This window comes from Streptomyces fumanus (assembly GCF_014655295.1).
In the GTDB taxonomy this organism is placed as follows: Bacteria; Actinomycetota; Actinomycetes; order Streptomycetales; family Streptomycetaceae; genus Streptomyces; species Streptomyces fumanus.
Genome location: NZ_BNBI01000007.1, coordinates 254,327 through 277,542, shown reverse-complemented (window position 1 = coordinate 277,542; position 23,216 = coordinate 254,327). Strand labels below are relative to the sequence as shown.

The 23,216-nt window shown below is 73.3% G+C and carries 11 protein-coding genes; 1 reads left to right on the top strand and 10 read right to left on the bottom strand.

Going from position 1 to position 23,216, the window contains the following annotated elements:
• The first annotated feature begins 19 nt into the window (after nt 1-19).
• Nucleotides 20-658, top strand: a complete 639-nt coding sequence (locus IE316_RS17520; protein ID WP_190205292.1) for a sulfotransferase family protein — start codon at nt 20-22, stop codon at nt 656-658.
• Between the two features lie 69 nt (nt 659-727).
• On the opposite strand, the gene IE316_RS17515 is transcribed toward IE316_RS17520, so the two are convergent.
• The 10 genes from IE316_RS17515 to IE316_RS17470 form a co-directional block, all read right to left on the bottom strand.
• Nucleotides 728-2,887 (bottom strand): ABC transporter ATP-binding protein, encoded by a 2,160-nt coding sequence (locus IE316_RS17515; protein WP_229910430.1) that lies wholly within the window; start codon nt 2,885-2,887, stop codon nt 728-730.
• Between the two features lie 69 nt (nt 2,888-2,956).
• Entirely contained in the window at nt 2,957-3,181 is a 225-nt protein-coding gene (locus tag IE316_RS17510) for an MbtH family protein (RefSeq protein WP_308438929.1), read from the bottom strand.
• Nucleotides 3,182-3,450: 269 nt separating this feature from the next.
• Nucleotides 3,451-4,713, bottom strand: coding sequence for an ABC transporter permease (locus tag IE316_RS17505; protein ID WP_190205291.1), 1,263 nt, complete (start codon nt 4,711-4,713; stop codon nt 3,451-3,453).
• A complete protein-coding gene (locus IE316_RS17500; RefSeq protein ID WP_229910429.1) occupies nt 4,710-5,435 on the bottom strand; it encodes an ABC transporter ATP-binding protein in 726 nt (241 codons plus the stop codon). The genes IE316_RS17505 and IE316_RS17500 overlap by 4 nt, the downstream gene beginning before the upstream one ends.
• The gene (locus IE316_RS17495; RefSeq protein WP_229910428.1) at nt 5,432-6,763 is read right to left on the bottom strand and encodes a peptidoglycan-binding protein; all 1,332 of its coding nucleotides are present in this window, start codon (nt 6,761-6,763) and stop codon (nt 5,432-5,434) included. The genes IE316_RS17500 and IE316_RS17495 overlap by 4 nt, the downstream gene beginning before the upstream one ends.
• Nucleotides 6,760-7,320 (bottom strand): hypothetical protein, encoded by a 561-nt coding sequence (locus tag IE316_RS17490; RefSeq protein ID WP_190205290.1) that lies wholly within the window; start codon nt 7,318-7,320, stop codon nt 6,760-6,762. Before IE316_RS17490 ends, IE316_RS17495 begins: the two co-directional genes overlap by 4 nt.
• A gap of 176 nt (nt 7,321-7,496) precedes the next feature.
• A complete protein-coding gene (locus IE316_RS17485; protein ID WP_190205289.1) occupies nt 7,497-7,709 on the bottom strand; it encodes a ferredoxin in 213 nt (70 codons plus the stop codon).
• 118 nt (nt 7,710-7,827) lie between these two features.
• Complete coding sequence (locus IE316_RS17480) at nt 7,828-8,997, bottom strand: cytochrome P450 (protein WP_190205288.1); 1,170 nt, start codon at nt 8,995-8,997, stop codon at nt 7,828-7,830.
• A 56-nt stretch (nt 8,998-9,053) separates the two neighbouring features.
• On the bottom strand, nt 9,054-10,232 hold the full coding sequence (locus IE316_RS17475) for a cytochrome P450 (protein WP_190205287.1): 1,179 nt from the start codon (nt 10,230-10,232) through the stop codon (nt 9,054-9,056).
• Nucleotides 10,233-10,331: 99 nt separating this feature from the next.
• Entirely contained in the window at nt 10,332-23,207 is a 12,876-nt protein-coding gene (locus IE316_RS17470) for a non-ribosomal peptide synthetase (RefSeq protein WP_190205286.1), read from the bottom strand.
• Nucleotides 23,208-23,216 lie beyond the last annotated feature (9 nt).

Genomic DNA, 23,216 nt, shown 5'->3' with positions numbered 1-23,216 from the left:
TCCCGTACGAGGAGGAACCATGGTGGAGATCTTCGGCGCCGGATTCGGCCGGACCGGAACCCTGTCGCTGAGAACCGCACTCGAGCGGCTCGGTTTCGGCCCCTGTCATCACATGCTGCATCTCCTGGAGTGTCCGGACGCCGTTCCGCTGTGGCGGGCCGCCGCCCGCGGCGAGTCGGTGGACTGGGCCCGGGTGTACCAGGGATACCGGTCCAGCGTGGACTGGCCGGGCGCCGCGTTCTGGCGCGAGATCACCGGGGCGTTCCCGGCGGCGAAGGTGATCCTGACCGTGCGGGACCCGGAGTCCTGGTACGCCAGCGCCGCGAGCAGCATCCACGCCGCGGCCACGGCCCCGGTGCCCGAGGACGCCGACCCCGGCTTCGCCGAGGTGCGGCAGATGTCGCTGGACGTGGTCTGGAACGGCGTCTTCGACGGCCGGTTCACCGACAAGGAGCACGCCATCCGGGTGTTCGAGGAGCACAACGCCGCGGTGCGCCGGGAGATCGACCCGGAGCGGCTGCTGGTCTTCGAGGTCGGCCAGGGCTGGGAGCCGCTGTGCGCGTTCCTCGGCGTGCCGGTGCCCGACGAACCGTTCCCGCGCAGCAACGACCGGGCCGCGTTCGCCCGGCTCATGGAGGACCGCCGGGCGGCCCACTGAACGACCGGAACATGAGGCGTCCCCGGCGGGAATCTCCCGCCGGGGACGTTTCACGTGCGGTGGCGCTCGCTAGGAGGGGTGCTGGCCCGGCTCCCCGTGCGGGCCGGGACCGTGGAACATCGGCCCGGGACCGGGACCGCCGGGGCCGGGGCCGTGGAACACCGGACCCGGACCGCCGGGTCCGCCGGGGCCGGGGCCACCGGGGCCGGGACCGTGGAACACCGGACCGGGACCGCCCGGACCGCCGGGGCCGGGGCCGTGGAACACCGGGCCCGGACCGCCCGGACCGCCCATGAAGTGGCCGGGGGCGCCCGCCGGTTCGGGGACGCGCTCGGGCTCCGGGGCGTCGCCGTTCAGGGCCGGCCGGCGGGAGAACTGGGTGCGGTACAGCTCGGCGTACAGGCCGTCGAGGGCGAGCAGCTCGTCGTGGGTGCCGCTCTCCACGATCCGGCCCTCGTCGACCACCAGGATCTGGTCGGCGTCCCGGATCGTGGACAGCCGGTGCGCGATGACCAGCGAGGTCCGGCCGGCGAGGGCGGTCTTCAGCGCCCGCTGCAGCGCGGCCTCCGACTCGGAGTCCAGGTGCGCGGTGGCCTCGTCGAGGACGACGACGGGCGGTGCCTTCAGCAGCAGCCGGGCCATCGCGATGCGCTGCTTCTCACCGCCGGACAGCCGGTAGCCGCGGTCACCGACCATGGTGTCCAGGCCGTTGGGCAGCGACTCCACCAGCTTCCAGATCTGCGCCGCCCGGCACGCCTCGATCAGTTGCTGCTCGGTGGCGTCGGGGCGGGCGTACAGCAGGTTCTCGCGGATGGTGGTGTGGTACAGGTGCGAGTCCTGGGTGACCATGCCGACCGTGGCGTTCAGCGACTCCAGCGTCAGGTCCCGCAGGTCGTGGCCGTCGATGCGCACCACGCCCTCGTTCGGGTCGTACAGCCGGGGCACCAGGTGGGTCAGCGTGGTCTTGCCCGCGCCGGACGGGCCGACCAGTGCGGTCAGCTTGCCGGCGGGCGCGGTGAAGCTGAGGTCGCGCAGCGTCCAGTCGTTGTCCGTGTCGCGGTCGTGCGAGGGCATCGCGATGGATTCCAGGGAGGCCAGCGAGACGTCGGCGGCCTTCGGGTAGCGGAAGGACACGCCCTGGAACTCGATCTCGGGTGCCTCGACCTGCTCGCCCTGGGCCTTCGGCAGCGCCACGGCGCCGGGCTTCTCGGCGATCAGCGGCTTGAGGTCGAGCACCTCGAACAGCCGGTCGAAGCTGACCAGCGCGGTCATCGCGTCGGCCTGGGCGTTGGACAACTGCCCGACCGGGCCCATCAGCCGGGTGAGCAGGGTGGCCATGGCGACCAGGGTGCCGATCTGGAAGGAACCGTCGATCGCCAGCTTGCCGCCGATGCCGTATACGGCCGCGGTGGCGATCGAGCCGACGAACATGGTGGTGAGGAACAGCATCTTCATGGCGACGGAGTTGCGGACGCCGATGTCGCGTCCCCGGGCGGCCAGCTTCGCGTAGCCGCGGGTCTCCTTGTCGGGCCGGCCGTACAGCTTGGCGAGCAGCGCGCCGCTGACGTTGAAGCGCTCGTGCATCATCGAGCCCATGTCGGCGTTGGCCTGCATGTGCTGACGCACCAGTGCCTGCATCCGGCGGCCGATGAGCCGGCCGGGGAGGATGAAGAACGGCACGAGCAGCAGCGAGAAGAGCGTGATCGTCCAGGACAGGTAGAACATGGTCGCCAGGACGAAGACCATGGTCAGTCCGGCGGAGACGACCGTCGACAGCAGTTGGGTGACGGCCTGCTGGGCGCCGATCACATCGGTGTTGAGCCGGCTGACCAGGGCGCCGGTCTGGGCGCGGGTGAAGAAGGCCAGCGGCTGGCGCTGCACATGGTCGAAGACCTTGGTGCGCAGATCGTAGATCAGGCCCTCGCTGACCTGGGCGGAGTACCAGGACTCGCCGAGGCCCACGAGGGCGGCGACGGCCGCGAGGACCGCGACGGCCACGGCCAGCCAGACGACGACCGAGGTGTCCCCCGCCAGGATCCCGTCGTCGATCAGGTACTTGAGCAGCAGCGGCGGGGCGACCGCGCAGCCGGCGTTGAGCGTGGTGAGGACCAGGAGACAGCCTATGCTGCGGCGGTGCGGCCTGGTGTAAGGGAGAATCCGTTTCGCCGTGCCGGGCTTGGCTCGCTGATTCTTGATCGAGGAGTCGGGCCCGTCACTTCTGATGATCATCGGCCCTGGGCCACCCATCATGGCCACAGATACCACCTCTGTCTCGTAGTCACCGTCGGGTGGCCTTGGTTAGCGGGCCGCTTCGGATTTCCGCATGGCGTCGATGAGGCTTTGCGGACGCATATCCTGCCAGTTCTCCTCGATGTACGCCATGCACTCCTTTCGGTTGCTCTCGCCGAATGCCACCCGCCAGCCGGGCGGCACTTCGGCGAATGCGGGCCAGAGCGAGTGCTGGTTCTCTTTGTTCACCAGCACCAGGAAAGATCCGTTTTCGTCGTCGAACGGATTCGCCATCACTGCTCCCGTGGGTTTTTGTGCCGGAATAGGCGTGAAACACGCTAACCGAACCCCCGAACGACCAACAAGGCGTTGCCGGTCGGGCACCGCGGGCCGCGTATTACGGGAATTCACCGCGCGCACTTCCCGCGCGGTTTCGCGTCAGGATCACATGAACCCGGGTAGGGCGACAGCGTGTCCAAGTGCTCGATCCGAGCACTTGGACAGGAGCGGTGCCCCCGCCGGCGGGGGATTGCGACGGAGGCACCGCGGTCTAGAGGGTGACGCTACGTAGTCGCCAGGGCCTCCGTCGGAGGCAGCCGGGCGGCGCGTACGGCGGGGTAGAAACCCGCCAGGCCGCCGATGACGAGGGTGGCGCCGATACCGCCGGCCATGGCCCACAGCGGCACCACCGCGGCCCAGCCCTGATAGGCGGCGAATCCGACGGTGACCCCGATGCCGAGGAGGACGCCGCCCAGGCCGCCGAGGGCGGACAGCAGCAGGGCCTCGGCGAGGAACTGGGTGCGGATCTGCCCGCGGGTGGCGCCCAGCGCCCGGCGCAGGCCGATCTCGGAGCGCCGCTCCAGCACCGAGATGACCATGGTGTTGGCCACGCCGACGCCGCCGACCAGGAGGGCGACGCCGCCCAGGCCGAGCAGCAGTCCGCTCAGCGCGTCGTCGGTGGCGTGCTTGGCCGCCAGCGCGTCCGAGGGCCGGGAGACATCGGCCTCGTTGGGGCTCTCGGGGTTGGCGGTGGCGCCCAGTACGGCCTGGACGTCCTCGACCTCGGACTCCTCGGCGCGGGTGTAGATCGTCGTCGGGTAGCCGTCGAAGCCCAGCTTCTCCTCGGCGACGGACCAGCCGACCAGCGCGGACGAGTCCAGGTCGGGGACGAGTTCGTTGGGGGCGAGGATACCGACGACGGTGAACCAGCGGTTGCCGAGCCAGATCTGCACGTCCTGCCCGGTCTGGTGCACACCGAGCTGCTCCGCGGCCGACGAACCGAGCACGACGGCCGGGTACTTGCTGGTGGCACCGTTCAGCCACTGCCCGGTGGCGAGCTCGGCCCCGGTGGTCTCGGGCAGGTCGGTGCGGGCCGCGCTCACGGTGAGCCCCTTGGACTCCTCCTTGGGGATGCGGTCGTTGCGGTAGACCTTGGCGTCCGTGCCGCCCAGGGCGGAGACCGACTCGACGGCCGGGATGTTCCCGATCATCTCCACGGCCTCCTCGGGCAGATGGGCCTCGTCACCGCTGAGCGAGGTGCCGGGGCTGACCGTGAGCAGGTTGGTGCCGAGCGCCGCCAGCTTGCGGTTGAGGTCCTCCTGCGAGGAGGTGGAGATGCCCACCACGCCGATCATCGCGGCGATGCCGATGGCGATGCCCAGGGCCGACAGGAACACCCGCATGGGCCGGGAGCGCAGTCCCCAGCCGCCGACCCGGGCCACGTCGGCGGGGCTCAGCCGGGCGGCCTTGGGCCGGGGCGGCGGCGGCAGGTCGGCCCAGGGCCGGTCGGCCGGCGTGCGTTCCCTCGTCGGGTGCGGTGCGGTCATCGTGCGGCCCCTTCCGGCAGCGCGGCGGTGGTCACCGCGGCGGAGGCGGAGTCGTGCTCGATGAGGCCGTCCTTGACCCGGACCTCGCGCGGCAGGGACGCCGCGATGTCCCGGTCGTGGGTGATGACCACCACGGTGGTCCCGGCCTCGTGCAGTTCGTGCAGCAGTTCCATCACCACCGCACCGGACCGGGAGTCCAGCGCTCCGGTCGGCTCGTCGGCCAGCAGCAGCGGCGGATCGCCCACCACCGCGCGGGCGATCGCCACCCGCTGCTTCTCACCCCCGGAGAGCTGGTGCGGCTCGTGGTAGAGCCGGTGGCCCAGACCCACCCGGCGCAGCGCCCGTTCGGCGACCCGGCGGCGCTCGCGGCGCGGTTTGCCGCTGTAGAGCAGGCCGTCGGCGACGCTGTCGATGGCCGGGACGCCGCCGGCGAGGTGGAAGTGCTGGAAGACGAAGCCGATGGTGCCGGCCCGCAGCGCGGACAGCTCCCGGTCGGTCAGTTGCTCGACGTCGTGCCCGGTGATGCGGACCGTGCCGCCCGAGGGGCGGTCCAGGGTGCCCATGATGTTGAGCATCGTGGACTTGCCCGAGCCGGACGGGCCGACCACCGCGAGGAGTTCGCCGCGCTGGATCACCAGGTCGGCCGACCGGAGCGCGACGACATCGCCGTACGTCTTCGACACCCCGGTCAGCTCGACCACCGGATGGGTCAGGCCGGTCACTTCGGGACCCCCACGACCGTGCCCTCGGTGATGCCGGCGCCGGACACCTCGACCATGCCGCCCGCGAACATGCCGAGCTCGACCGGGCGGTACTGCGACTTCCCGTTCGTCACGACCTCCACGACGTATCCGCCGTCGCGTTCGGCCAGCAGGGCGTTGACCGGGACCGCCAGCACGTTCTCCCGGGTCTGGTCCTTCAGCTCCACGTCGACCGCGGCGGCCTGGTAACGGCCCAGCTTCTTCTGGTCCTTCACCTTCAGCTCCACGGGGAGGGTGGCCTCCTTGGAGGTGTCGGTGCCGGCCGAGGCGCCGTCGCTGTCCGGGGTGGTGGGGGTGCCGACGTCCGTCACCACGGCCTCGACCTCGGTGTCGTCGGGCAGGGTCACCGTGGCCTTGGTGCCCTTCTCCACCTGGTCCTCGTAGTCGACGTCGAGGTCGAGGGTGATCATGCGTTCGGTGCCGGTCCAGGTCAGGATGTCGCCGCTGACGGCGTCTCCCGGGGCGAGCTTCGCCTTGGCCACGCGCCGGGCGCCGTCGGCGACCACCGCGTCACCGGGGCCCACCGTCCCGGTCTCGTCCCGGCCCAGGTCGTCCTGCCACTCCTCGACGGCGGCGGCGGTGGTGGAGGTGTACTCGTCGTCCACCGTGAAGCCGTCGTAGCCGAGCTCGGAGAGGTTCTCCTCCAGCATCTTCACGTCGCTGCCCTCGCTGCCGTCGCTCAGCGTCCGGTACAGGGGCGTGGAGCCGTACAGCAGGGGGACCTTCTCCTGGTCGACCTTGTAGACGGTCTCGCCGCGGTCGATGACCGTGCCGTCGTCGGGCAGCCAGGTCACGATGCCCGCGCCGGCACCGCCTGCGGAGGAGTCGCCCTGCGCGGGCTGGCCGCCGGGGCTGGACTGGCCGCTGGACCCGTCGCCCGCGGCGGGGGCCCGTACGGCGGTCTCCTCGCCGTAGCCGAGGTTGCCGTCGACCGTCTCGGTGCTGGTCAGCGTGGTGCGCTGGACCTTCGCCGTGGCCACCGGGCCGGACGGGGCGGCGCTCGAACCCTCGTCGTCACCGCCGCCGCCCAGGGCCCCGGTGGCGGCCACGCCGGCCGCGGCGGCGACCGCGATCGCGATCAGCACGAGCAGGGTCGTACGGACCGGGCGGCGCCTGCGGGTGCTCTCCTCCGGGGCGTCGGGGGTGCCGGCTCCGTCGTGGTGCGCGGCGAGGACACCCGGTGGTTCGTCCGGTGTCCCGCCGGCCACCTCGGCGGAGTGGCGCAGTTCCAGGGAGCCGGGCGGATCGCCGGTCGCCTGCCTGCCGTCGGTCTCGTCGATGCTGGTCACTGGCCACCGCCCCTGCGGAGCATGAGGGAGCCGCCGGGGTTCTTGTCCATGCACTTCTGCTGGGCCTCGTTGAAGGCCGGGTCACCCGGGGAGACGCCGGCGGCCTCGGCGTCGACGATGAGCTGGCCGCCCTCGATCTTCGGGTCCTCCATCTTGGGCACGCCGTTCTCGCGCATGCACTTGGCCCACTCGGCGACCTTCGCGGAGTCGATCTCCCCGCCGCCCCGGGCCTGCTGGCCCTGCGGCATCAGGTCACGGCAGGCGTCCATGGCCTTCTGGAAGTCCGGGTCGTTGGGGTCGACGCCCTGACCCGGGACGATCTGCACCCGGCCGTTGCCGTCCTCCTTCGGGTCCGGGTAGTCGGGCACACCGTTCTCGCGCATGCACTTGGCGTGGGCGAGGGCCTGCTCGAACCCGCTCTTGGGAGAGGCACTGGTCGAACTCGACGCGTTGTCCGAGGAGTCGTCGTCGGAGCAGCCGGTGAGCAGGGCACCGACCAGGATCGCTGACGCGGCAAGCAGGGTGTGGGCGCTGAGGCGCTTGTGTGTGATGGGCATGGGAAAAGTTCTACGCGGCTTCCGGTCACACGGCGGATACAGCGCGGGGGGTTTCCAAAGGCCCTTCCCCGACCCGGGCCGCACCCCGTCCCACCTGGGGAAACGGCAGCGGGCCGCCGCCCGGTGACCTGGTGTGTCACCGGGTGGCGGCCCGTGATGGCCGTTTCGCTCCGTTTTCAACCGTGGCTGGTCTCGGTCACCAGCAGGGTGATCGCGCCGGTGGGGCATCTGCGGGCCGCGGCCCGCACGGAAGCGGCCTGCTCCGCGGCGGGCCGGGGCTCCAGCAGCAGTACCTTCCCGTCGTCCTCCGACTGGTCGAAGACCGCGGGCAGGAACAGCGCGCACTGGCCCGTACCGGCGCACCTGTCACGGTCGACACGTAGTTCCATGGTCCGTCCTCTCGCTGTCCGTCCGTCACCGCTCGTCCGGTGCCGTCACCGCTCGTCCGGTGCCGTCATCGCCGTGGCCTTCGTCGTCGCCGGGGTCCTCGTCGTCGCCGGGTGCGGGTCACCACTCGACCGGGAGGGTCTCGATGCCGTGCTGGGGTGCCAGCAGCCGGAAGCGCAGCTCCTCGGGGGGTACGGCGAGCCGGAGGCCGGGGAAGCGGTCGAGCAGCCCCCGGTAGGCGATCCGGAGCTGCATACGGGCCAGGGCGGCGCCGAGGCAGAAGTGGATGCCGTGTCCCAGGGCCATGTGGCTGCCGGGTTCCCGGGTGATGTCGAGGGTGTCCGGCGGCTCGCCGGGCGCGGTGGCGCGGTGCGCGGCGAACAGGGAACAGCCCACCACCTCGCCCTCCTTGATCACCTGGCCGCCGATGGTGACGTCCTCCAGGGCGGTGCGGGGCGAGGCGACGGAGACCACCGAGACGTAGCGCAGGAGTTCCTCGACCGCGTTCTCCATCAGCTCGGGCCGCTCGCGGAGCCGGCCGAACTGGTCGGGGTGGACCAGCAGGGCCAGCGCGCCCAGTCCCAGCATCTCCGAGGCGTTCTCCAGCTCGCCGGCGATCACCGACGAGCAGATGCCGGCGAGTTCCTGGTCGGTCAGGCCGCTGCCGTGCCGCTGGATCAGGGTGCTGAGCAGGTCCTCGCCGGGGTCGCGGCGCTTCTGCGCGACGATCCGGTCCATGTAGGCGTTGAACGCCTTGCGGGCCGCGGTCCGCTTCGGGCTGCGCCGGGCCGCTCTGATGTCCGTCATCCGCGCCAACTGGGGCAGGTCGTCGCGCGGTATGCCGAGCACCGCGCAGCCGACCAGGCCGGAGACCGGCCGGGCGAAGTGCTTCATCAGGTCGGCCGGGCGGCCGGCCTTCTCCAGGACGTCCAGTTGCCCGGTGACGATCCGCTCGATGGCGGGTTCCAGGGCGCGCATCCGGCGGACCGTGAAGTCCGGGGTGAGTTTCTGCCGCAGCTTGGTGTGTTCGGGCAGGTCGTACATGAGCAGGTTGCCCGGCTCGGGGCGGGGGCGGGGCAGGTCGGGGTTCTCCTGCGGCGGCCGGGTGCTGAACCGCTCGGTGTCGCCGAGGATCGCGCGCACCTCGTCACGCCCGACGGCGATCCAGTCGTACACCTCGCTGCCGGTGTTGCGGTAGACCGGTGTCCGGGCGGCGAGCTGGCCCAGTTCGGCGACGGGTTCGAGTATGTCCCGGCGTTTGTACACGGGGACGTCGGGCGGGTTCGACATGCAGGGGTCCCTTTCCTCTGCTCGTGCTCACTGCGTCCTGGGGGCGGTCCGGCGGGCTACCACTCCACGGGCAGCGACTCCATGCCGAAGGTGGCCAGCCTGGGCGACCGGAACCGCAGCTCCGCCGCCGGTACGCCGAGCCGCAGCCCGGGGAACCGCTGGAGCAGCGCGGCCAGCGCGATCCGCAGTTCCAGGCGGGCCAGCGCGGCACCGACGCAGTGGTGGATGCCGTGTCCGAAGGACATGTGGCCGGGGTTCTCGCGGGTCAGGTCGAGCCGGTCGTCGGCGGTGCGGTTGACCGACAGCAGGGAGCAGGTCAGGATCTGGCCCGCCTTGATGACGTGCTCGCCGATGGTGACGTCCTCCAGGGCGGTGCGCGGGGAGGCGATCGGCACCACGGTGGTGTAGCGGATGAGTTCCTCGACGGCGTTGTCCATCAGCTCCGGTTCGGCGCGCAGCCGTTCGGTCTGCTCCGGGTGGGTCAGCAGGGCCACCACGGCCAGGCCGATGGTGCCGGCCATGTTCTCCAGGCCGGCGGCGATGACGGAGGCGCAGATGCCGACCAGTTCCTTGTCGGTGACCTCGTCGCCGTGGTCGCGGATCAGCATGCTGAGCATGTCGTCGGTCTGGTGGCGGCGCTTCTGCTTCACGAACCGGGCCAGGTAGCCGTCGAAGGCGTTGGCCGCGGTGTTGCGGGCCTTGTGGCTGCCGTCGGCGCGGCGGCTGAGGTCCAGGGTGCGGGCCAGTTCGGCCTGGTCGTCCCGGGGGACGCCGAGGAGGGCGCAGCCGACCAGGCCGGGGATCGGCCAGGCGAAGTGCCGCATCAGGTCGGCCGGCCGGCCGGCGCGTTCCATGACGTCGAGCCGGTCCGCGACGATCTTCTCGATGAGCGGTTCCATCCGGCGCATCCGCCGGACGGTGAATTCCGGGGTCAGCATCCGCCGCAGCCGGGTGTGCTCCGGCGGGTCGTACATCAGCGGGTTGCCGATCTGCACCAGGCGCCGGGAGTCCTCCAGGCTCTCCGCGGGCGGCCGGGTGGAGAACCGGGCGGAGTCGCCGAGGATGCCCCGTACCTCGTCGTGGCCGGTGACCAGCCAGTCGTGGCGGCCGGGCGAGGTGTCGGGCACGAAGGGTGCCTCGACGCTCATGCGGGTCAGTTCGGGCTGGGGGTCGAGCCCGTCCCGGCGGTGGAGATCGAAGAAGTCGCCCGAGAACGACTCCACTGGCTTCGGCATGCGAGTCCCTTTCTGCGTGGCCCCGCGCGGGGGCCGTCCTGAGCGCGGTCGGAGGGGGCGGGGCACGGCGGGCCGCAGCGGCCGTGCCCCGCCGGCGGGTCAGTCCCGGGGGCGGCCGGTGGCGGGCCCGAGCTTGCGGGCGAGGACCTCGCCGACCACCGACACGCTCGCCGACTGGAGCATGTCGTTGTGGGTGACGGCGACTTCGTGCGTCTCCACGCTGCCCGCGGTGTAAGCCTTCCAGCTCTCCTCCGCGTCCAACAGGGGCATCTCCTCGGGCCGGTCCTCGGTGGCGGCGAACAGCAGCAGGTCGCCCTGGATGCGCCGGGGCCGGTGGTCCAGCGCCAGTTCGGCGAGGTGGCGCATGACCTGTTCCATGTTCTTCAGGAACGGGCCCGCCATGGCCGGGGTGGCGCCGGCCTCGTCGGGCGAGGTGCGCAGCGCCTGCTGTTCCGGTGCGCCGCGGCCCTCCCGGTCGGTCCCGGTGGCGTCCCCGTCGTGCAGGGTCCGGCCGGCGGCTCCCGGGTAGGCGTCCAGCAGGGCCACGAGGGCGACCTCCTCGCCCTGCTCCTCCAGGTGGGCGGCGACGGCCTGGGCGACGACGCCGCCGAAGGACCAGCCGAGCAGGTGGTAGGGCCCGCTGGGCTGCACCGTGCGGATCTGTCCGGCGTAGTCGGCGGCCATCTCCTCGATGCTGCCCGGCATGGTGTCGGGGTCGGTCAGGCCGCGCGCCTGGACGCCGTAGACCGGCTGGTCGTCCGGGAGATGCCGGAGCAGGGCCGCGTAGCCCCAGCTCAGTCCGGTGTTGTGGTGGAGGCAGAACAGCGGCGGGCGGTCGCCGGCGGTCCGCAGCGGCAGCAGCACCTCCAGGTCGTCCCGCTTGCGCAGGGCGCGCGGGGAGGCCGTGACGGCCTCGTCGAGGTCCTGGGCCCTGCCGCGTACGGTCACCAGGCCGGCGGTGGTCCGTCTGGCCCGCAGGCCGGTACGGAACATGCGGGCGCCGTCGGTCGCGAACGGGCAGGCGACGAAGTGCCCGGCGGTCGCCCCGGGGGCGTCCGCGTAGCCGCGGGCGAGGGAGACACCGGCCACGTAGACGTCGCCGACGACGCCGGCCGGGACCGGCCGCAGCCGCTCGTCCAGGACGTACACCCGGGTGTTGCGCACCGGAGTGCCGGTGGGCACCTCGGACGGCAGCGCCTCCTCGGGCGTACTGCGGTGGTCCAGCCAGGTGCCGCCGGTCTCGGGGGCGCCGAGGACGCTGAGCAGGCCGGTCCGCGGGTGTGCGGAGCGCCACCGTGCCGTGTCCTCGATGCTCGTGGGCTCGGCGGTGTCGAGCACGACGACCTCCTCCAGCGGTGTGGCCGTGCCCGGGTCGGTGACGGTGGGCAGCAGTTCCCTGCTGGTGACCAGGCGGGGGGCGCCGTTCCACCGGTCGGGGTGCCAGGGCGCGGGTGCCTCGTCCGCCGGGGGCAGTCCGAAGCGGACGGCGCCGCCCGCGGTGAGCGTGGCCAGGAGCGGGACCACCAGGTCGGCCGCCGCGACCCGGGTGTCCAGGAGCAGCCCCTGCGCGGTGTCGGCGGTGTCCTGGTGGTGGGTGATCTGGTTGACCAGGGCGCGGTGGTCGACCAGGACCCGGCCGGCCGGACCGGCGTCCACGACGAGCGCGGTGTGCCCGGGCAGCGGCGCCCGGCGCGGACCGGAGGCGTCCCGCGCCGGGTCCTGTCCCGCCTCGTCGTCGACGCGGAGGACGGGAACGGCGGTGCCGTCGCCGGGCAGTGCGGGGGCCGGGTCCGTGTGCGCGTCGGTGACCAGGGCGACGGGGCGGGCCGCGTCGGCCGTGTTCCAGGGCCGGCCGGGGTCCGTGAGCAGGGGCGCGGCGCCGGTCTTGAGGATGCCGAGCAGGGCGACGGCCAGCCGGACACCGGGTGCCATGGCGACCGTGACCACGTCGTCCGGTCCGGCACCCAGGCGGTGCAGCCGGTCGGCGACGCGCTCGGCGGCGGCGTCCAGGCGGCGGTAGGTGAAGGAGTCGTCCGCGTCGCTGACGCCGAGGGCGTCGGGCGTACGGGCAATCTGCCCGGCCAGCAGGTCCACCACGGTGGTGTCCGGTACCGGGGCCGCCGTGTCGTTCCAGGCGTCGACCAGTTGCCGGTGTTCGGACTCGCCGAGCAGGATGTCCAGCCCGCTCAGGGTGATGTCGGGGTCGGCACCGGCCTGGTCGAGGACGCGGACGAGGCGCCGGGCGAACGCCTCGGCGGTGGACCGGTCGAACAGTTCGGCGGCGTAGAGCAGGGTGCCGTCGAAGCCGTCCGGGGCGCCGTCGTCCTCGTGGCGTTCGGTGAGGCTGATCGACAGGTCCAGTTCGGTGGCGAGGACCTGCGGCGGCAGGGTGTCCGTGTTCAGTCCGGGCAGTTCGGAGGTGTCCCACTTCTCCGCCGCGTCGTCCAGTACTTCGAGCATGACCTGGAAGACGGGGTGCGCGGCCGTCGACGACGACAGGGAGAGCACCTCGACCAGGCGGTCGAAGGGCACGTCCTGGTAGAGCCCGGCCTCCTGGTCGGTCTCCCGGACCCGGCCGAGCATCTCGCGGAAGGTGGGGTCGCCGCCGCTGTCGGTGCGCAGCGGCAGCTTGCCGGCGAACGGGCCGACGACGCCTTCCAGGTCGCCGTCGGCGTCCACGCGGGGCAGTACCGTGCCGAGGGTCAGGTCGGTTCCGGCGCCGAGCCGGGCGAGGAGCATCGCCAGGGCCGCGTGCACCACCATGAAGGCCGTGGCGCCGATGGGTTCGGCCGCCTTCATGAGCCGCCGGTGCGTCTCGGCCGCCACCTCCACCGGCAGCGACCCGGCGACGTGGACGGGGTGCGGGGGCCGCGCCCGGTCCAGCGGCAGCGGGGTCTCGGCCGCCGCCCCGGCCAGGGCCTGGCGCCAGTAGGCGATCTGGTCGCCGATCAGGCTCTCGTCCTGCTCTTCGCCCTTGAGCAGTTCCCGCTCCCACAGGGCGTAGTGCGGGAACTGCAGGGGCAGGGGGGCGCGTTCCGAGGCGCGGCCCTCGCGGCGTGCGCCGTAGGCCGCCGCCAGGTCGCGGACGAGCAGGTCGGACGAGGCGTCGTCCACGCCGATCCGGTGCAGGACGAGCAGCAGTACGTGCTCGGTGTCCGACAGCGCGAACAGGTACGGCGCCCACGGCGTCTCCCGCGCGAGGTCGAACCGGTGCCCGGAGTGGGTGGCGAGGAGGGCGGGCAGCTCGTCCTCGGTCGCGGGGATCACCGGCAGCGCCGGGCGGGCGTCGTCGGGGTCCAGGAGGTGCTGGTGGAGTTCGCTGCCCACCTCGCCGACGAACCGGGTCCGCAGGATGTCGTGCCGGGCCGCCACGTCACCGAGCGCGGCCTGGAGCGCCTCCCGGTCGAGGGTGCCGCCGAGCCGCAGCGCGACGGTCGTCCGCTGGGCGGCGCTGCCGGGGTTGGCCCGGGCCTTGCGCCAGGTGCTGAGCTGGCCGGCGGTGACGGGCACGTCCTGGTCGTGGTCGACGGCGCGCAGCGGCGGGCGCACCTTGGAGCCGAGGAGCCGTGCCACGCCGATCGGGGTCGGCGCGCCGAAGAAGTCCTTCATGACCAGCTCGGCGCCGAGTTCGGTGCGGATGCGTCCGGCGAGGTGCATGGCGAGCGCGGAGTTGCCGCCGAGGTCGAAGAAGTTGGAGTCCGCGCCGACCCGGTCGACCTGGAGGACCTCGGCGAACAGGTCGCAGAGGATCGCCTGCACTTCGCCGACGGGCATCAGGGCGGAGGCGCGCTCGCCGAAGTCGGGCACCGGCAGCGCGTTCCGGTCCAGTTTGCCGTTGGCGGTCAGCGGCAGCGCGTCCAGGACCATGACGGCCGCCGGGACCATGTAGTCGGGCAGGGTCTTGCCCACGTGCTCGCGCAACTGCCCTTCGTCGAGGTCCTCGGCGCCGGAGACGACGTACCCGATGAGCCGCTGGTCGCCGGGGCGGTCCTCGCGGACGACGACGGCGGCCTGGGTGACCTCGGGGTGTGCGGCGAGCACGGACTCGACCTCGCCGGGCTCGACGCGGAAGCCGCGGATCTTGACCTGCTCGTCGGCACGGCCGGCGAACTCCAGCAGCCCGTCCGGCGTCCAGCGGGCCAGGTCGCCCGAGCGGTACATACGGGTGCCCTCGGCGAACGGGCAGGCGACGAACCGCTCGGCGGTCAGATCGGGCCGGTTGTCGTAGCCCCGGGCCAGGCCCGGACCGGCCACGTACAGCTCCCCCACCGCGCCGACCGGGGCCGGCTTGAGGAAGGCGTCCAGGACGAAGACCTGGGTGTTGCCGATGGGCGAGCCGATGGCCGGGGGCGCGTCCTCCGGGGTGATCCCCTCGTCCAGCAGCGTGGCCGTCGAGATGACCGTCGCCTCGGTCGGGCCGTAGGTGTTCCACACCCGGGCCCCGGCCTGCCAGCGGGCGGCCAGGTCGGAGGTGAGGCGTTCGGCGCCCAGCACCCAGTTGCCGACGCCGGGCACATCGGCCGGGTCCAGCACACCGAGCAGGGACGGGACGACGCTGGCGACCCGCACGCCGGCCGCGCGGATCATCTCGGCCAGCGCGCCGGGCTCGGTACGCTCCTCGCTCGACGCGATGGCGAGGGTGCCACCGCCGCCCAGCGTCACCGCCACGTCCAGCACGGCGGCATCGAAGCTGAACGACGCGAACTGGAGCGCCACCGTGCCGGGTTCCACGCCGAGCACCGGACGCATCGCCCCGGCGAGGTTGGCGATGCCCCGGTGGGCGACGGCGACGCCCTTGGGGCGGCCCGTGGAGCCGGAGGTGTAGATGACGTAGGCGAGCTGGTCCGGGTCCACGGCGGTGTGCAGCGGCTCCGCCGCTCCGTCGGCCGACTCCAGCAGCACCACCTCCGCGCCGGGCGGGACCTGGTCCGCCGTCTCCGCGGTGGCCAGCACCACCGACGCGCCGCTGTCACCGACCATGTAGGCGAGCCGGTCCGCCGGGTACTGCGGGTCCAGCGGTACGTAGGCGCCCCCGGCCTTCCACACCGCCAGCAGGGCCACCACCATGTCGACGCCGCGTGGCAGGAACAGGCCGACCCGGCTCTCCCGGCCCACACCGAGACCGGCCAGGTGCCGGGCCAGGCGCCCGGCGCGGGCGTCCAGCTCCGCGTACGTCAGGGCGTCGGCGCCGCCGCGTACCGCGGTGACGCCGGGGGTCCGCTCGGTCCAGTCGCGGAACAGCTCCAGCACGGTGTCCGCCGGGACCGGCCGGGCCGTGTCGTTCCAGTCGCGGACGACCCGGGCGCGCTCGGTGTCCTGGAGGACGTCGATGTCGCTGAGGCGGATCCGCGGGTCGGCGGCGATCTGCTCCAGCACCCGGGCGAACCGCCCGGCGAGGGCCTGTGCCGTCGCGTCGTCGAACAGGTCGGCGGCGTACAGGAAGCCACCGCCGAGGCCGGCCGGGGAACCGTCCGCCGCGCGCCGCTCGTTGAGCGTCACCGACAGGTCGAAGCGGGCCGGCGGCGCGGACTGCGGGGGCACCGCCTCCACGTCGAGGCCGGGGAGTTCCCAGCGGGCCTCGGGGACGTTCTGGAGGGCCAGCATGACCTGGAACAGCGGGTTCCGGGACGAGGACCGGGCCGGGTTCAGCTCGTCCACCAGCCGCTCGAACGGCACGTCCTGATGCGCGTACGCCGCCAGATCCGTCTCCCGCACCCGCGCCAGCAGCTCCGCGAAGGTCGGATCACCGCTCAAGTCGGTCCGCAGGACGAGGGTGTTGACGAAGAAGCCGGACAACTCCTCCAGTTGCGCGTCCGAGCGGCCCGCGATCGGTGTACCGAGCGGGATGTCCTCACCGGCACCCATCCGGGACAGCAGCACCGCCAGAGCGGCGTGGACCACCATGAACATGGTCGACCGACCCCGCGCGGCCAGCTCCACCAGCTTCCCGTGCGTCTCCGCGCCGACGTCGACCGGAGCGAGACCGCTGCGGAAGGACGGCGTGGCGGGGCGGGGCCGGTCGGTGGGCAGGACGAGTTCCTGCGGCGCGCCCGAGAGCGCGGTGCGCCAGTGGTCGAGCTGCGCGCGGATCAGGCTGTCGGGGTCGTCCAGATCGCCGAGGACCTCGCGCTGCCACAGCGCGTAGTCCGCGTACTGCACGGCCAGCGGACGCCACCCCGGCTCACCGCCCGTGCGGCGGGCCGTGTACGCGGCCTCCAGATCCCGCGCCAGCACGCCCATCGACCAGCCGTCCGAGGCGATGTGGTGCGTGACCAGCAGCAGCACGTACTCGTCGGCGCCCAGCTTCAACAGGCGCACCCGCCACGGCAGATCGACGCGTACGTCGAAGCCGCGCCCGGCGTGTTCCGCCATCACCTCGCGCCAGTCCTCGGCCGCGCCGACCTCCACGGTCACCAGCGGCGGCCGGCCGACCTCGCCCTCCAGCACCCGCTGGTACGGCACGCCCTCCACGTCCGGGAAGACCGTCCGCAGGCTCTCGTGCCGGTCCGCGACATCGCCGAGGGCCGCCTCCAGCGCCTCGACGTCCAGTTCGCCGGTGATGCGCAGGGCGAGGGGGAGGTTGTAGGCGCCCGCGGCGGCGGAGCCGGGTTCGTCGGCGTCCATGCGGTTCAGCAGCCACATCCGGTGCTGGGCGAAGGACAGGGGCAGCCGTTCCGGGCGTTCCCGCCGTGCCAGCGGCACCCGTGAGCCGTCGTCGGTGGCGTCGATCACCCGTGCCACCCCGGCCACGGTCGGCGCGGTGAACAGGTCGCGGATGCTGATCTCCGCCTCCAGCACCGACCGCACCCGGGCGATCAGCCGCATCGCCAGCAGCGAGTCACCGCCGAGGTCGAAGAACGACGCCTCCGCGCCGACCCGTTCCAGTCCCAGCACCTCGCCGAACAGGCCGCTGAGGACCACTTCGGTGGGTGTCTCGGGGGCGCGGCCCTCGGCCGACGCGGTCAGCTCGGGGGCGGGCAGGGCGGCGCGGTCGAGCTTGCCGTTGGCGGTCAGCGGCAGGGCGTCGAGGACCATCACGGCCGCCGGGACCATGTAGTCGGGCAGGCGGTGTCCGGCGTACTCGCGCAGCGCCGCCGTGTCGAACTCGGTGCCGCCGCCGACGGGGACGACGTACCCGGCGAGCCGCTGGTCGCCGGGGCGGTCCTCGCGGACCACGACGGCGGCCTGGGCGACCTCGGGGTGCGCGGCGAGCACGGACTCGACCTCGCCGGGCTCGACGCGGAAGCCGCGGATCTTGACCTGCTCGTCGGCACGGCCGGCGAACTCCAGCAGCCCGTCCGGCGTCCAGCGGGCCAGGTCGCCCGACCGGTACATACGGGTGCCCTCGGTGAACGGGCAGGCCACGAACCGCTCGGCGGTCAGATCGGGCCGGTTGTCGTAGCCCCGGGCCAGGCCCGGACCGGCCACGTACAGCTCCCCCACCGCGCCGACCGGGGCCGGCTTGAGGAAGGCGTCCAGGACGAAGACCTGGGTGTTGCCGATGGGCGAGCCGATGGCCGGGGGCGCGTCCTCCGGGCCGATGCCCTCGGGGAGCAGTGTGGCCGTGGAGATGACGGTGGCCTCGGTCGGGCCGTACGTGTTCCACACCCGGGCCCCGGCGCGCCAGCGGGCGGCCAGGTCGGGGGTCAGGCGTTCGGCGCCCAGGACCCAGTTGCGTACGCCGGGTACCTCGGCCGGGTCGAGCACGCTCAGCAGGGACGGGACGACGCTGGCGACCTGGACCCCGGATCTGCGGATCATCTCGGACAGGGCGGCGGGTTCGGTACGTTCCTCGCTGGTGGCGATGGCGAGGGTGCCACCGCCGCCGAGGGTGACCGCCACGTCGAGGACCGCCGCGTCGAAGCTGAACGAGGCGAACTGGAGCGCTACCGTGCCGGGTTCGACGCCGAGGACCGGGCGCATCGCCTCGGCCAGGTTGGCGACTCCGCCGTGCGCGACCGCCACACCCTTCGGCCGGCCCGTCGAACCGGAGGTGTAGATGACGTAGGCGAGCTGGTCGGGCGTCACCTGTCGGTCCAGCGGTTCCGCCGGACCCTCGATCGACCGGTCGACCAGCACCACGTCGATGCCGGACGGAACCAGCTCGGTCGTGGCCGACTCGGCCAGCACCACCGACAGACCACTGTCGGTGATCATGTAGGCGAGCCGGTCCGCCGGGTACTGCGGGTCCAGCGGTACGTAGGCGCCCCCGGCCTTCCACACCGCCAGCAGGGCCACCACCATGTCGACGCCGCGCGGCAGGAACAGGCCGACCCGGCTCTCCGGGCCGACGCCGAGGCCGGTCAGGTGCCGGGCGAGGGTGTTCGTCCGGGCGTCCAGTTCGGCGTAGGTCAGGGTCTCGGAGCCGCCGCGCACGGCGACGGCCTCCGGGGAACGCTCCACCCAGCTCCGGATCAGCTCGGGGACCGTGTCCGACGGCACCGGTCGGCGGGTGTCGTTCCACAGCTCGGTGACGAGGGCGCGCTCGGACGCCTCCAGGACGTCGATGTCGCTGAGCCGGATCCGCGCGTTGACGGCGACCTGTTCCAGGACCCGGGCGAGGCGCCCGGCCAGGGACCGTGCCGTGGTCTCGTCGAAGAGGTCGGCGGCGTAGAGGATGCCGCCGCCGAGGCCGGCCGGGGAACCGTCCGGTGCGCGCCGCTCGTTGAGCGTCACGGACAGGTCGAAGCGGGCCGGGGGCGCGGACTGCGGGGGCACCGCCTCCACGTCGAGGCCGGGGAGTTCCCAGCGGGCCTCGGGGACGTTCTGGAGGGCCAGCATGACCTGGAACAGCGGGTTCCGGGAGGACGACCGCACCGGGTTCAGCTCGTCCACCAGCCGCTCGAACGGCACGTCCTGATGCGCGTACGCGGCCAGGTCGGTCTCCCGCACCCGGGCCAGCAGCTCCGCGAAGGTCGGGTCGCCGCTCAGGTCGGTGCGCAGGACGAGGGTGTTGACGAAGAAGCCGGACAGCTCCTCCAGTTGCGCGTCCGAGCGGCCCGCGATCGGTGTGCCCAGCGGGATGTCGTCGCCCGCGCCCATCCGGGACAGCAGCACCGCCAGGGCCGCGTGGACCACCATGAACATCGTCGACCGGCCCCGCGCGGCCAGCTCCACCAGCTTCCCGTGGGTCGCCGCGTCCACGCCGACGGGTACCGCGCCGCTGCGGAACGACGGGAGCGCCGGGCGCGGCCGGTCGGCCGGGAGCGCGATCTCCTGGGGGCTGCCGGCCAGGGTGTCCCGCCAGTGGGCGAGCTGGTCGCTGATGAGGCTCTTGGGATCGTCGAGGTCGCCGAGGACCTCGCGCTGCCACAGCGCGTAGTCCGCGTACTGCACGGCCAGCGGACGCCAGCCCGGCTCACCGCCCGTGCGGCGGGCCGTGTACGCGGCCTCCAGATCCCGCGCCAGCACGCCCATCGACCAGCCGTCCGAGGCGATGTGGTGGGCGACCAGCAGCAGCACGTGGTCGTCGGCGCCCAGCTTCAGCAGCCGGGCCCGCCACGGCAGGTCCACCCGCACGTCGAAGCCGCGCCCGGCCTGTTCGGCGAGGACCTCGCGCCAGTCCTCGGCCGGGTCCACCTCCACCGTCACCAGCGGCGGTCGGCCCGCCGGGCCCTCCAGCACCCGCTGGTAGGGCACCCCGTCCACGTCCGGGAAGACCGTCCGCAGGCTCTCGTGCCGGTCCGCGACATCGCCGAGGGCCGCCTCCAGCGCCTCGATGTCGGGTGCGCCGGTGAGGCGGAGGGCGAAGGGGAGGTTGTAGGCGCCCGCGGCGCCGGAGCCCGCTTCGGAGTCCGCCATCCGGTTGAGGAACCACATGCGCTGCTGGGCGTAGGACAGCGGCACCCGCTCGGGGCGTTCCACCGCCCGCAGCGGGACGCGCGCGGCGGAGTCGGCGGCGTCGATCAGGCGTGCCGCGGCGGCGACCGTGGGCGCGGTGAACAGGTCGCGGATGCCGATCTCCGCCTCCAGCACCGACCGCACCCGGGCGATCAGCCGCATCGCCAGCAGCGAGTCACCGCCGAGGTCGAAGAACGACGCCTCCGCGCCGACCCGTTCCAGCCCCAGCACCTCGCCGAACAGGCCGCTGAGGACCTCCTCGGTCGGGGTGGCGGGGGCGCGGCCGGTGCGGGCCGCGAGGTCGGGGGCGGGCAGGGCGGCGCGGTCGAGCTTGCCGTTGACCGTGAGCGGGAGGGCGTCCAGGGTGACGACCGCCGCGGGGACCATGTACTCGGGCAGGTGGCCGCCGGTGGACTCGCGCAGGGCCGCGGTGTCGAGGGTGCGGCCGGGGTGGGCGACGACGTAGGCGACGAGCCGCTGGTCGCCGGGGCGGTCCTCGCGGACCACGACGGCGGCCTGGGCGACCTCGGGGTGCGCGGCGAGCACGGACTCGACCTCGCCCAGTTCGACGCGGAAGCCGCGGATCTTGACCTGCTCGTCGGCACGGCCGGCGAACTCCAGCAGCCCGTCCGGCGTCCAGCGGGCCAGGTCGCCCGAGCGGTACATGCGGCCGCCGTCGGCGAACGGGCAGGCGATGAACCGCTCGGCGGTCAGGCCGGGACGCTGGTCGTAGCCCCGGGCCAGGCCCGCGCCCGCGACGTACAGCTCGCCGACCGCGCCGACCGGGACGGGGCGCAGGAAGGCGTCCAGGACGTAGACCCGGGTGTTGCCGATGGGTGAGCCGATCGGCGGCGGGGCGTCGTCGGCGCTGAGGCCCTCCTTCAGGGGGGTGGCCGTGGAGATGACGGTCGCCTCGGTGGGGCCGTAGGTGTTCCACACCCGGGCCCCGGCGCGCCAGCGGGCGGCCAGCGGGGCGCTGAGGCGTTCGGCACCGAGGACCCAGTTCTCGACGCCGGGGACGGTTTCCGGCTCCAGGACGCCGAGGAGGGACGGGACGACGCTGGCGACCTGGACGCCGGCCGTGCGGATCAGCTCGGCGAGGGCGCCGGGCTCGGTGCGTTCCTCGGCGGTGGCGATGGCGAGGGTGCCGCCGGCTCCGAGGGTGACGGCGATGTCGAGGACGGCCGCGTCGAAGCTGAACGAGGCGAACTGCAAGGCCACCGTGCCGGGTTCGACGCCGAGCACCGGGCGCATCACCTCGGCGAGGTTGGCGACCCCGCCGTGGGCGACGGCCACGCCCTTGGGGCGGCCGGTCGAGCCGGAGGTGTAGATGACGTAGGCGAGCTGGGCCGGGTCGGGGAGTGTGCCGAGCGGTTCGGCGGACTCCTCGGGCGGCTCGTGCACCAGGACCACGTCCACGCCGTCCGGGACCTGTCCGGCCGTGCCGGGGGTGGCCAGCACCAGACGGGCGCCGCTGTCGTCCACCATGTAGGCGATCCGGTCGGCCGGGTACTCCGGGTCCAGCGGTACGTACGCTCCCCCGGCCTTCCACACCGCGAGCAGGGCGGTGACCATGTCGACGCCGCGGGGCAGGCAGAGGCCGACCCGGCTCTCCGGGCCGACGCCCAGTCGGGCGAGGTGCCGGGCGAGGCGGTCGGCCCGCGCGTCGAGTTCGCCGTAGGTGAGGGCCTCGGCGCCGCCGCGTACGGCGAGTGCGTGGGGGGTGCTCGCGGCGCGTGCGGTGAACAGCTCCAGCGCGGAGCGGGCCGGTACGGGGCGTGCGGTGTCGTTCCAGCGTTCGGTGACCAGGGCGCGTTCCGCCTCGCTCAGCAGGTCCACGTCCGCGACCGTGGCGCCGGGGTCGGCGGCGATCCGGGTCAGCACCCGGACCAGGCGTTCGTGGACGGCCCGCGCGGCGTCCTCGTCGAAGACGTCCAGGCGGTGGTCGAGCTTGCACTCCATCCGGTCGTCGCCGGGGACGACCAGCAGGGTGAGCGGGTAGTGCGCGGACTCCTGGGCGCCGGCGAAGCCGATGGCGAAGCTGGTCTCGGTGGGCGGGTCGGTGGGGGTGCGCGGGTAGCTCTCGTAGACGACGAGGGTGTCGAAGGTGGCGCCGGGGCCGGCCACCCGTTGCACCTCGGGCAGCCCGAGGTGCTGGTGGGACATGAGCGCGGACTGGCGTTCCTGGAGGTCGGTGAGCAGGTCGAGGAGGGGCCTGCCGCCGTCCAGGGCGACGCGTACCGGCAGGGTGTTCATGGTCAGGCCGACCATCGACTCGACGCCGGGCAGGTCGGTGGGGCGGCCCGCCGAGGTGGCGCCGAACACCACGTCGCGGCGGCCGGTGAGCCGGGCCAGGACCAGCGCCCAGGCGCCCTGGACGACGGTGTTGACGGTGAGGTCGTGGCGGCGGGCCAGCGCGGTCAGGCCCTGGGCGACGTCCTGGGGTATCTCCGCGCTCAGGGTGCCGAAGGCGGCGGTCGTGCCGGGCGGGCCGGCCGGTGCCACCAGGGTGGGCTCGTCGGCGCCGGCCAGTTCCGCGCGCCAGGCGGCGCGGGCGGCGTCCTTGTCCTGCCGGTTCAGCCAGGCCAGGTAGTCGCGGTAGGAGGTGGTGGGGGGCAGCCCGTCGGTGGTGCCGCCGGCCTGGTAGGCGGCGTACATCTCGTTGATGAGGACGGGCAGGGACCAGCCGTCCATGAGGATGTGGTGGCTGGTGAGGACCAGGTGGTGCCGGTCGCCGGGGAGGCGGATCAGGAGCAGCCGCAGCAGGGGCGCGGTGGCCAGGTCGAAGCGGCGTTCCTGTTCCTCGGCGGCCAGCTTGTCGCGGGCGGCGCGGGCCTCGGCCTCGGGCAGGGCCGAGAGGTCGGCCTCGCGCCAGGGCAGGGTCACCTCCCGGGCGATGACCTGGACCGTCTGCCCGGAGGTGCGGCGCCGGAAGCCGGCCCGCAGCACGGCGTGCCGGGCCAGCAGGGCCTCCCACGATCTGCGCAGCCTGCCGGCGTCGACCGGTCCGGTCAGTTCGAGGGTCCGCTGGCCCTGGTAGGCGTCGGGTCCCTGGTCGTCGAAGGTGGCGTGGAACAGCATCCCCTCCTGCAACGGCGACAGCGGCCACACGTCTTCGACATGGGATCGGGTCATCGCTTGTCT